Here is an 11,849-nt window from a genome sequence, read left to right on the forward strand (position 1 = left end):
CAAGGTTGTCCCTGATACCAAGTCTGATACATTAATGCCTGTTATTACACGTAAAGTAGCGCCTGATAGTGTGGTTTATACTGATAGCTATCGAAGCTACAATGTGCTTGATGTTAATTGTTTTTATCATGAGCGAATTAACCATTCTAAAGATTTTGCAAAAGGTCGAAATCATATTAATGGTGTAGAAAATTTCTGGAATCAAGCTAAACGCATCTTAAGGAAGTACAATGGGATTGACCGAAATGCCTTTCCATTATTTATTAAAGAATGTGAGTTTAGATTTAACTATGGGAGTCCAAAACAACAGCTCGAAATACTGTTGGATTGGACGGGTATTTGACCTTATCTACTACAGCCCCAAAATTTAACGTCCAGTTTTGTCTTTCAAAAATTGACGTGCTTGCTTAATACGTTGTTTTACAGGCTTCGGAATCTTTGGCACAACCAATTTTGCCACTTGGTTAAACCATACCAATAATGAAAAATCACCTTCCATTTTGATGTTGCCAGATTGCATACCTGTCATAAATGCGCTTGGATCGCCTTTCATCAAGGTTTTTACCGCATATTCACTGTCTACAAATTGGATTTTAAAATCTGCTGACTGCGTCGCATTCGAAGCAGTCGATACTTTGCCTTGATCAATGATGATCTGACGAGCAACGCCTTGAGCTGTACCGATCTCAATACGGAAGCTACGGTCATAAATCAGTTCGATAAACTGTGGGCTAGTACGAGCCAATTGTTTCATACGAAGTACAAGACCCGTGATCAGCAAATCAAGTGGATCTGTAGTGACATCAACTACAGGGAGTTTAATTACTGGTAAAGATGACAATTTCATCGACATGTTCCTAATCTTTTTTACGACATATTGTAGTTGTGTCAATGCTAGCATATTCAATGCAAAAAATAGATGACTTTTCGAGATTATCGTTGTTGCGATTTAGTCAATACGAATAAATATAAAATGAGGGGAATTGAGTGCAGATGGTAAAGCAAATAACGCCTTCATGCGCAAATGAACTCGCATTTGCGCAGACAATATGGTGGGCTTAGTCGTCGTATACTGGCGTATGCTCAATATATTTCACTTTGGTGTCTTGTCGTGCCAAGCGACGGTCATTCAATGCAATGGCTACGGTGAAAGCAAATAAACACACCATCATTGCGCTTACATAACCGTAAAGTAGTGGCATATCTACTACGCTTTGAATACCAGCACGTAATAGTTCAAGTCCACCCCAGAACACCATCCCTGCACACATAAACACTAACCAATGACGGTATTGTGAAAATGCGATGAGTAACACAGCCAAGCCAACCAATGAGCCCCCGATGATTGTGGCTAAATTTAATGTAAACATTAAAACTCTCCTACAAAATAGATCCTACGCTTTGCAAGCCTTGCCTTTGTTTTATATTGGCAATCTTCGCACTGACATACAGATCATTTTTTATGCACAAACCTTTTTGTGCTTAGATTGATTATGCAAGTTTTTATTTAGAAAAAAAGCCCTAAAATTACGTCGTGCGACACAGGATGTCGTTGTGTGTTTTTTCGGCACTTTAGCTTTTTTTTCCAACCCTAGCAAACACTATATGTTGTGTGTGTTTTTCATATAGGCTGGACGCTTTATCGCCACTTATCGCCTATTCAAGTTTTTTTTCATGACAAGATTGTCACATTTAAGACATTGTTTTTAATAAATATTTTATTTAAATCACGTTGTAATTACAAAAGTAATACATCAGATGTGCAGTGCTTAATTTATAAACTCCACACACAACATATAGTAGGTTATATGATCTTTAGGCACGGTACAAATCTTTGTCATGTAAGCCCAAAAGATAGAGAATTCCATCTAATCCAACACTAGAAATGGCTTGATTTGCATTTTCACGCACCAATGGTTTTGCACGAAATGCCACGCCTAAACCTGCAAGTGAAAGCATCGGTAAATCATTGGCACCATCACCTACAGCAATCACTTGTTCCGTTGAAATGCCGAACTTTTCAGAGAGTTGTTGCAGTAATAATGCCTTACGAGCACCATCAACGATATCGCCTTTGACGACACCTGTAACGACACCATTTTCTACATCAAGAATATTGGCATGGACTTCATCAATACCAAGCTTTTGTTGTAAATATTCTGCAAAATATTGAAAACCACCAGACAAAATTGCCGTTTTGTAGCCCAATGATTTTAAGGTAGAAATCAGTCGTTCTGCACCATCGGTAATGGTCAGGCGTTCTGCGATTTGTGGTAAGACACTCGCATCTAAACCTTTGAGCAATGCCACACGAGCACGGAAACTCTGCTGAAAATCGAGTTCACCTTGCATAGCACGTTCAGTAATCTCTGCAACTTGCTCACCGACACCTGCTTCTAGTGCCAACTCATCAATCACTTCTTGGGTGATCAAGGTCGAATCCATATCAAAGCACACTAAGCGACGGTTACGACGGTAGACATTGTCCTCCTGTACCGCAATATCCATATTGTGCTGTGCACTCATCAGCATACACGCCGAGCGCATCGCTTGCGCATCCAGCATTTGACCACTTAAACCGAATTGAATACAGGCAACATTTTCATGCGATTGCTGTTCCTCATTATTCGCTTCAAGCTCTAACCGACCTGATAGGCGTGTCACCGTTTCGATATTAAAGCCTTGATCTGATACAATTTTGGTCACCGACTGCAGATGTGAAGCGGTCAACTCTGGTGCCAGTGCGGTCACGATATATTTGGTGCGACCACCTTCTGCAACCCACTGCTGATATTCATTGGCAGGGATTGGTTTAAAGCGAACAGTTAAGCCTATATCTTGCGCGAGAATTAAAATTTCACGCATTGCCAAAGCTGTTGCGGTCTGATCATCTGAGCTGACCACGATGCCTAAGGTCAATTGGTTATGAATAACTGCTTGCCCTACATCAAGAATCTGCAAACGATGTACAGACAACACTTGCATAAGTCGGGTAAACTGATTAGGTTGGTCTGATCCTAAAAAGGATATAAGAATGATTTCTTGCATGTGCTTTTTGCTAATTGGGCTAATCTAAGACTGGCTAGAATGATAATCTAAATTGCAACAAATTGCTTTGGAAGTTTTAACTTGAATGCACCTCGACAAGGGCTTTTTGCAAGCCTACTGATCCTGAGTTTTGTTTTGCACGGTATTCTTATCGTGGTCGCAACCAATTATTTTTTAAAGGATAATCGTGCAATCCAAGGCGAGCTATTGACTCGTCAGTTGGTTGCCGACAGCATGAGTGAGCTTGCGCCGCCAAATACCGTGGCGTTGGCACTACTCACCTCTCGCTATGCGACCAATCCAAGTATCGCCTCATTGCGTGTGCTTGATCATGACGATCGAGTCTTGGCGACCGCAGGTGCAAATAAAACCCGTCAAGGTGATGTCTTTGTGCGTGATGCGATGGTCAATGAGCAAAAAGTTGGTCGTATCGAAGTGACTTTAATTAAGCCAAGTATTGGTGAGTTACTTCGCAATCAATGGTTACCCCTACTGATTTCACTGCTTTTACATTTTGGCTTATGGATTGGTTACCGCACCATTGCCCGCCCAACACGTTCTGAGTTTTTAAGTAAAATGAAACGTGAAGCCTTATTAAAGCATGAGATTCAACGTCTTGCAGACGCTGTGGAACATGAAAAACATCAAGCAAGTCTTGCCATTGCCAAAGCACAGCAACTGTATCAACGTCCTCATGCTGAGTTAAACGTTAAAGATCCTTTGCAAACTACGCAAGATTCAGAACATATTTATCTGAGCGTGCAACATTATGATCCAAAACAACTTTTAGGTACGGTCAACCAACATACAGCGCAATCTTATTTTAATTTATCACAAGTGTTTTTAAATAAAACCGTTGCGCTATGTCAAAAGCATTATCAACTCAGTGAAACGGATTTAGAAATTATTCAGCCATTCTATGATGATGGTGCATTAGTTCGCGTCAATAAAAAGGCGATGAATGCGATTCCTGCCATTATTCAGGTTTCAGTTGTGTTTCAGCTGATATTTGAAGCAGTGTATAAGCGTATGCGAGATGAAAAGCGTTTTATCTTACAAACTCGCTGTGCGATCGCCGAAGCTTTACCAAGCATGCAACTGTCTGCTGATAAATCGGCGATTCGTTTGGCGCAATATCTTCATGCCAAAGAAACAGCGATTTATTTGACTCGTCCAAGCTTTAAAGATGTTCGTCATTGCTATGAATTTTTAAATCTGCCGAATCCGTCCAATGCGCTGACTCGTGATGCGGTGCTCCTGCAAGGCATGAACAACGACTGTGCGCAAACCGCACAAAAGATGCGAGCAGAAATTTTGCTTGGTCCTAAAGCCAATGCCCATGATGAATCCATCATACCGCGTGCTGATCAAAGCTAATTTGAGTCGAGATTGTCAAAGAAAATTTGAAAAATGATCATGATTCAAAATCTCTGAATCGCACAGGTTTTTGCAGTCATCGAAAGTACAGCAATTTATTGAAAAAACCGTTAGAATATGACGCATTTATTCTATTTTGTTTATTTACGCCGTAATGAAATCATATAGGGAGTGTCGAAAAGCCTAGCGAGTAATGTAAATTTCAAGTCGCACCTCGCACAGCAACCGCAGTGTACATCTCGTACATGAGGATTGCGAGCAAGGCGCAACGCAGAAATTTGCCTACACAGGTGGTTTTTCGAGTTTCCCTTTTGAGCGTTAAACATCCCCATCGCTAGACAGGTGTAGCTGTAATGCAATTAAGTCGCATTGAAGAACTGGTTGCCGATATTCGTGAAGGCAAAATGGTCATTCTGATGGATGACGAAGATCGTGAAAATGAAGGTGATTTGATCATCGCAGCGACGCATGTGCGTCCTGAAGATATCAACTTTATGATCACCCATGCACGTGGTCTAGTCTGCTTGACCTTGAGTAAAGCTCGTTGCGAACAGCTCAATCTACCACTGATGGTCGGTCAAAACGGCGCACAGCACGGTACAAACTTCACTTTGTCGATTGAAGCAGCCGAAGGTATTTCTACAGGAATTTCTGCCAAAGAGCGTGCACATACTGTACGCACTGCGGTGGCTGCGCATGCTAAACCAAGCGATATTGTCCAACCAGGGCATATTTTCCCATTGATGGCACAGCCAGGTGGCGTATTACACCGTGCAGGACATACCGAAGCAGGTTGCGACTTGGCACGTCTTGCAGGACTAGAGCCTGCATCGGTGATTTGTGAAATCATCAATGAAGATGGTGAAATGGCACGTCGCCCTGACCTTGAAGTCTTTGCAGAAAAGCATGGTATCAAGATGGGGACGATTGCGGATTTGATTCACTACCGTATGACCAATGAGCAAACCGTTGAACGTATTGAATCGAGCACGATTCAAACTGAATATGGTGAGTTTCAACTATTCCGCTATCAAGAAGCAGGCAATCCTGCGGTACATCTTGCATTGGTCAAAGGTGATCCAAGCGAAGGTGTGACGACAGTGCGTGTTCATGGATTTAACCCAATACGTGATTTACTCAAGCAGAAAAAAGCCGATGGTTCAAGTGCATGGAATATTGATTCAGCATTACAAGAAATCGCTAAAAATGAGCGCGGTGTCTTGGTTTGGATTGGTCAAAACCAACTGCCTGATCTCGGTCCTGCACTGGTACAACAAGCTGAACCACGTCAAGGCAAATCGAATGCGGCACTGTCACAGCAGTATCAAACCATTGGTGTCGGGGCGCAAATCTTACGTGATGTCGGCGTGAAAAAGATGCGTCTACTCAGTTCGCCACTACGTTTTAATGCATTATCAGGTTTTGATTTGGAAGTGGAAGAGTACGTGAGTCCTGCGCAGTGTGGGCAGTAAACCCATTAAACAATTTTTGAACTAAACCATTTTGCATAGTATTGATCGCTCAATTGAGCTAAAGAGAAATTAGAGGAATAAAGTCATGGCAATTCGTAAAATCGAAGGTGTTTTACATCTAGCAAGTGAAGGACAATATGCCATTGTCGTTGGTCGCTTTAACAGTTTCGTGGTTGAACACTTGCTCGAAGGTGCAATTGATGCACTGAAACGTCATGGTGTAGCAGAAGAGCAAATTACCGTAGCCTATGCACCTGGTGCATGGGAGCTTCCAGTCGTTGCCAAAAAGTTTGCAGCAACAGGAAAATATGATGCCATCATTGCACTTGGTGCTGTGATTCGTGGTAGTACGCCACACTTTGATTTTGTTGCAGGCGAATGTGCAAAAGGTCTTGGCGTAGTTGGTCTAGAAAGCACAATGCCAGTGATCAATGGCGTATTGACTACCGACAGCATTGAACAAGCGATCGAGCGTTCAGGCACCAAAGCAGGTAACAAAGGCGCTGAAGCTGCAGTGACTGCGATCGAAATGGTTAATCTGTTAAAAGCGATTTAAGCGAAAGGCTATTAAAAGCATGAATCAAAGTTATCCAACAACCTATGCTGCAAAACGCAAAGCACGTCGTTTTGCAGTGCAAGGCGTTTATGAATGGCAGATGAGTGGCAATGCCGTGCACGAGATCGAAGCACGTACTCGAGCTGACAATGCCATGCACAAAGTCGATATTAGCTACTATCACGAATTGCTGAGCCAAATCGTAGCAAGCCATGAAACACTTGATGAATATCTATTGCCTGCATTAGATCGTGCTGTATCTGCACTCGATGGTGTGGAATTGGCGACCTTGCGTCTAGGTGTGTATGAGCTATTAAACCATATGGAAATTCCATACAAAGTAGTTTTAGATGAGTCGATTGAGCTCGCAAAGCACTTTGGCGGTGCAGACAGTCATAAATATATTAATGGTGTACTGGATCGTGTTGCACAGCAACTACGTCCAGATGAAAAACAACTCTAAATACGACTATATTACTGGCATTCGCCCATGGCTGAATTCTCAATCATCCGTCAATACTTTCAGTCGCTAACATCGCAATCCTTAACATCACAGCATGCGCAAGATGTCGGGATTGGCGATGATTGTGCCGTCAGCACAGTACCGCAAGAGATGCAACTGGTCAGTTGTGTTGATACTTTGGTTGCTGGACGACATTTCCCTTTAGACACCTCTGCCCATGCCATTGGTTGGAAAAGTGTGGCAGTGAATTTATCGGATTTGGCTGCGATGGGTGCAGAAGCGCACAGCATTTTACTTGCCTTGAGTCTGCCAAAAATCGAAGACGCATGGTTGGCTGAGTTTAGTCGTGGCGTTGCCGACTGTTGCAAAATCTACAATGTACAACTCATCGGCGGTGATACCACGCAGAGTCCGACATTAACTGTTTCCATCACCGCATTAGGTTGGATTAAAACTGCACAGGCAATCTTACGCAGTGGTGCACAAGTTGGCGATTTGATTGTGGTTAGTGGTGAAATTGGCAGTGCAGCTTATGCACTGCGCCATCCGAACAGCGCATTACAAGCGACTTTGGACTATCCACAACCACAGTTGGCTTTGGGGCAGTCACTGGTTGGCTTCGCATCAAGCATGATTGATATTTCAGATGGTTTAGCGCAAGATTTAGGGCATATTTTGCATGCCAGTCAGGTTGGTGCAGAGATTCAGGTAGCGCAAATTCCTGTTGCCAATGAGCTTGCACAATTAACTGCAGAACAGTGTTTTGCCGATGTGCTTGCAGGCGGTGATGATTATCAACTATGCTTTACAATCAGCCCTGATCATTTTGAGCGTTGGCAAGCACAACATGCTAAAAATTGCGTTACACCTGTAACCGTTATCGGGCAGATACAGCAAGATATCGCTTGCCATTATTTTTATCAAAATCAAAAATTTACACCAAAAAAATCAGGATACCAGCACTTTGCCTAAGACACCGATCAATCTCGACAATTATCAATTTCATGACCGTTTGACATGGTTTTTAGGTGTGGGTTTAGGTACAGGATTATCGCCTGTTGCGCCTGGTACGGTCGGTTCGTTATTGATCTTGGGGCTTTATCCTGTGTGGCTTTCGATTGGTTGGGTTGCGACAATCATTGCCATCGTGGTGATGTCATTGCTTGGAATTTATATTTGTGGGCGTAGCGCAGAAATCATGCACACTCATGATGATCCTCGTATTGTTTGGGATGAGTTTGCAGGACAATCAATCACATTAATCCCCTTGATTTATTTGGCAAATCTGCCACATTGGTGGATTGTGATTGCTTTTGCATTATTCCGTTTATTTGACGTGTGGAAGCCATTCCCTATCGGTTTTGCAGATCGTAAAGTACATGGTGGTTTTGGCATCATGCTCGATGATCTTTTGGCAGGCTTGATGGCGATGTTTAGTTTGGCTGTGATTTTGTATATCGTATTGACTTAAAAGGCGTTATCAATGATTGATGTGGTAATTTTAGCAGCAGGGAAAGGCACACGAATGAAGTCTGCGTTGCCTAAAGTACTTCAACCTTTGGCAAAACAACCTTTACTTGCACATGTCATCCATACCGCAAAACAAATCCACGCCGAGCGTATTATTACCATTTATGGGCATGGTGGCGATGCGGTCAAACAACGGTTTGCCGATGAGCAGATCGAATGGGTGGAACAGGCTGAGCAACTCGGTACTGGACATGCGGTGCAAATGACTTTACCTGTGCTTGGCACATCTGGTTTTGCCTTGATTCTATATGGCGATGTGCCACTTGTTTCTAAAGCCACTTTACAACGACTATTGGATGCATCAAAAGCCTCAGGTATTGGCATGATTACGCTTGAGGTCGCTGACCCAACAGGTTATGGACGCATCGTTCGTGAAAATGGCTTGATCCAAGCCATTGTCGAGCACAAAGATGCCAGCGATGCACAAAAACAGATCACCGAAATCAACACTGGCATTTACTGCGTCAGCAATGAAAAGTTGCATCAATGGCTGCCAAAACTCTCCAATGCCAATGCCCAAGGCGAATATTACCTAACTGATATTGTGGCGATGGCGGTTCAAGATGACTTAGAAATTGCCTCGATTGTACCTGAATATGCGTTTGAAGTCGAAGGTGTGAATGACCGTGTACAATTGGCAAACCTCGAACGTGAATGGCAACGCTATCAGGCAGAACAATTAATGCGTCAAGGCGTGCATTTAGTAGATCCATCACGCTTTGATCTGCGTGGTACGCTCAGCGTTGGTCAAGATGTTGAAATTGATATTAATGTGATCATCGAAGGCAACTGCGAAATTGGTGATAATGTCAAAATCGGTGCAGGCTGTGTGATTAAAGACAGTACCATAGCATCTGGTACGGTGATTCAACCGTATAGTGTTTTTGATCAAGCAATAGTTGGTCACAACAACCTAATTGGTCCTTTTGCCCGTTTACGTCCAAATGCTATGCTCGCCGATGAAGTACATATTGGCAATTTTGTCGAAGTGAAAAATACCACCGTCGGTCTACGCAGTAAGGCGAATCATTTCACCTATTTAGGGGATGCAATCATTGGTGAAGAGAGTAATATTGGCGCAGGCACCATCACTTGTAATTACGATGGCGCCAATAAATTTCAAACAACGATTGGCGATCGTGCCTTTATCGGTTCAAATAGTTCACTTGTTGCACCTGTAAGCATTGGCAATGGTGCAACGGTCGGTGCAGGTTCGGTGATCACACACAATGTCGAAGAGAATGCTTTGGCTGTGGAGCGCAGTAAACAATTGCAGAAGAGCAATTATCAACGTCCACAAAAGCAAAAATCATAGAAATTAAATTAAAATACAGCAGTAAAATCGTTTTTTAGGATATGTAAAATGTGCGGAATTGTTGGTGGTATCGCAGAGCGTAATATTTCAGGTATTTTGCTTGAAGGGCTGAAACGTCTGGAATATCGTGGTTATGATTCCGCAGGCTTAGCACTCATTAAAGATGGTCAGCTCTGTCGTGAGCGTGAAGTCGGTAAGGTCGTCAATCTGGTGCAAGCCGCAGAACAAAGTGGTATTCATGGCAAAATCGGTATTGCACACACCCGTTGGGCAACGCATGGCAAGCCATCACAACACAATGCACATCCGCATACCTCACATAATATTGCTGTGGTACATAACGGTATTATTGAAAATTACCAAGAATTAAAAACGGAATTACAAGCACTTGGCTATCAGTTTACGTCTGAAACAGATACCGAAGTGGTGGCACATCTAGTGCATCATGCGCTGAAAACTCAAGCCGATTTATTGCTTGCTGTGCAATCCATCATTCCAAAACTCAAAGGTGCTTATGCACTGGGCATTATTGATGCCAATCAACCTGATGAACTCATCGCTGTGCGTGAAGGCTCGCCATTGGTCATCGGGGTTGGAATTGGTGAGCACTTCATCAGTTCAGATCAATTAGCGTTGCTACCTGTGACCAACCGTTTTATCTATCTTGAAGAAGGTGATACGGTTCGCTTAAAAAGAGATAGTGTTGAAATCTTTGCGCAGAATCAAGCCATTGAACGCCCAATAACCGAACTTGATGCGACAGTGATGAACAGTAGCAAAGGTGAATATCGTCACTATATGCTTAAAGAGATTTTCGAGCAACCTAATGCGGTACAACAAACAATTGCTCAAGCTCTGGATGGTGATGATTTAAAAAATAATTTTCTTGAAAATTCAAATATAGCTTTAAAGCAGATTCAACAAGTTCAAATTATTGCTTGCGGCACCAGTTATCATGCAGGTTTAGTCTCAAAATATTGGTTTGAGCAAATCATCGGCTTACCGTGTCAAATCGAAATCGCCAGTGAATTCCGCTATCGTCATCCTGTCATTATCGCCAATACCTTGTATCTATGTATCTCGCAATCAGGTGAAACCGCTGATACTTTGGCGGCGTTACGTGATATTCAGAAACGTGCCAAAGCAAGCAATACGCCGATTTTTACCATGGCGATTTGTAATGTCTCGACTTCATCAATGATTCGTGAAACCAATTTTCATTTGCTTACCCTTGCAGGACCTGAGATTGGCGTAGCATCGACCAAAGCCTTTACCACTCAGCTTGTAGCGCTGATGCTTTTGATCTTAAAGATCGGTGAAGTGAAGCAATCGATTACTACTGAATTAAAATTAGAATTGATCCAAGCACTATGGCATTGTCCAAAAGTACTCAATGAAACCCTAAAGCATGATGCCAAAATACTCAGCCTTTCAGAGCTTTTTGTTGAAAAGGCACATTGCTTATTCTTAGGGCGCGGCACTCACTATCCTATCGCACTTGAAGGTGCACTCAAGCTTAAAGAAATTTCATATATTCATGCTGAAGGTTATGCCGCAGGTGAACTTAAGCATGGACCTTTAGCCTTAGTCGACAATGAAATGCCTGTAGTGATCTTAGCACCACAAGATGACATGCTCGATAAGCTGAAATCTAATATGGAAGAAGTTCAGGCTCGTGGCGGAGAGTTATTTGTATTTGCAGATGAACAAAGCGGTATTGGACATAAAGATCGCCAACATGTTGTCTATATCCCACAAATTTCCGAATGGCTTGCACCGATCATCTATAGTGTGCCGGTACAACTGCTGTCATATCATGTTGCAGTATTGCGTGGAACAGATGTCGATCAACCTCGAAATTTAGCAAAAAGCGTTACCGTAGAATAAGTTAAAGAAAGAAATCTAAGAACTTATAAACTACTCTCGCACACTGAAAACCGAGCTCTCTGCTCGGTTTTTTATGTCTAGATCAAGTTAGACACCCAATTTAGAATGAATAAAAGTTGAAGCCTTATACTTTGTAAATAAATTCTAGCCATAAAAAACCCCCCACCTGTTAGGTGGGGGGTTTAGGAATTAAAAGCTGGC

At 42.6% G+C, this 11,849-nt stretch carries 11 protein-coding genes and 1 pseudogene; 9 read left to right on the forward strand and 3 right to left on the reverse strand.

Translation table 11 applies throughout. The features are described 5' to 3' along the window. Nucleotides 1–343: pseudogene (locus ACE3PQ_RS10300) on the forward strand (IS1595-like element ISAba36 family transposase); the annotation flags it as partial. Nucleotides 344–367: 24 nt separating this feature from the next. Here the strand turns inward: ACE3PQ_RS10300 and ACE3PQ_RS10305 are convergent. From ACE3PQ_RS10305 to serB, 3 genes are all read right to left on the reverse strand, one after another. Further along, the gene (locus ACE3PQ_RS10305; protein ID WP_374297538.1) at nucleotides 368–847 is read right to left on the reverse strand and encodes an SCP-2 sterol transfer family protein; all 480 of its coding nucleotides are present in this window, start codon (nucleotides 845–847) and stop codon (nucleotides 368–370) included. Nucleotides 848–1,058: 211 nt separating this feature from the next. Beyond that, nucleotides 1,059–1,370 (reverse strand): AciT family ciprofloxacin tolerance protein, encoded by a 312-nt coding sequence (aciT, locus tag ACE3PQ_RS10310; RefSeq protein WP_374297540.1) that lies wholly within the window; start codon nucleotides 1,368–1,370, stop codon nucleotides 1,059–1,061. 445 nt (nucleotides 1,371–1,815) lie between these two features. Then, nucleotides 1,816–3,048 (reverse strand): phosphoserine phosphatase SerB, encoded by a 1,233-nt coding sequence (gene serB / locus ACE3PQ_RS10315; protein ID WP_374297543.1) that lies wholly within the window; start codon nucleotides 3,046–3,048, stop codon nucleotides 1,816–1,818. A gap of 81 nt (nucleotides 3,049–3,129) precedes the next feature. Between serB and ACE3PQ_RS10320 the strand changes: the two genes are divergently transcribed. From ACE3PQ_RS10320 to glmS, 8 genes are all read left to right on the forward strand, one after another. Next, nucleotides 3,130–4,425, forward strand: coding sequence for a hypothetical protein (locus ACE3PQ_RS10320; RefSeq protein WP_374297545.1), 1,296 nt, complete (start codon nucleotides 3,130–3,132; stop codon nucleotides 4,423–4,425). 353 nt (nucleotides 4,426–4,778) lie between these two features. Then, nucleotides 4,779–5,897, forward strand: a complete 1,119-nt coding sequence (ribBA, locus tag ACE3PQ_RS10325) for a bifunctional 3,4-dihydroxy-2-butanone-4-phosphate synthase/GTP cyclohydrolase II (RefSeq protein ID WP_374297547.1) — start codon at nucleotides 4,779–4,781, stop codon at nucleotides 5,895–5,897. A gap of 85 nt (nucleotides 5,898–5,982) precedes the next feature. Next, nucleotides 5,983–6,453: a 6,7-dimethyl-8-ribityllumazine synthase gene (gene ribE / locus ACE3PQ_RS10330; protein WP_298891888.1), complete on the forward strand. Its 471-nt coding sequence runs from the start codon at nucleotides 5,983–5,985 to the stop codon at nucleotides 6,451–6,453. A 19-nt stretch (nucleotides 6,454–6,472) separates the two neighbouring features. Continuing rightward, nucleotides 6,473–6,916: a transcription antitermination factor NusB gene (nusB, locus tag ACE3PQ_RS10335; protein ID WP_374297549.1), complete on the forward strand. Its 444-nt coding sequence runs from the start codon at nucleotides 6,473–6,475 to the stop codon at nucleotides 6,914–6,916. Nucleotides 6,917–6,943: 27 nt separating this feature from the next. After that, the gene (gene thiL / locus ACE3PQ_RS10340; protein WP_374297551.1) at nucleotides 6,944–7,888 is read left to right on the forward strand and encodes a thiamine-phosphate kinase; all 945 of its coding nucleotides are present in this window, start codon (nucleotides 6,944–6,946) and stop codon (nucleotides 7,886–7,888) included. Continuing rightward, nucleotides 7,881–8,387 carry a phosphatidylglycerophosphatase A gene (locus ACE3PQ_RS10345; RefSeq protein ID WP_374297553.1) on the forward strand — a complete coding sequence of 169 codons (507 nt, stop codon included), beginning with the start codon at nucleotides 7,881–7,883 and terminating at the stop codon, nucleotides 8,385–8,387. The genes thiL and ACE3PQ_RS10345 overlap by 8 nt, the downstream gene beginning before the upstream one ends. Nucleotides 8,388–8,399: 12 nt before the next feature. Further along, on the forward strand, nucleotides 8,400–9,761 hold the full coding sequence (glmU, locus tag ACE3PQ_RS10350; protein ID WP_374297555.1) for a bifunctional UDP-N-acetylglucosamine diphosphorylase/glucosamine-1-phosphate N-acetyltransferase GlmU: 1,362 nt from the start codon (nucleotides 8,400–8,402) through the stop codon (nucleotides 9,759–9,761). Between the two features lie 48 nt (nucleotides 9,762–9,809). Next, nucleotides 9,810–11,648, forward strand: coding sequence for a glutamine--fructose-6-phosphate transaminase (isomerizing) (glmS, locus tag ACE3PQ_RS10355; protein ID WP_374297557.1), 1,839 nt, complete (start codon nucleotides 9,810–9,812; stop codon nucleotides 11,646–11,648). Nucleotides 11,649–11,849: the final 201 nt, after the last annotated feature.

Origin of the sequence: Acinetobacter sp. (genome assembly GCF_041911495.1) — a bacterium.
Lineage (GTDB): Bacteria > Pseudomonadota > Gammaproteobacteria > Pseudomonadales > Moraxellaceae > Acinetobacter.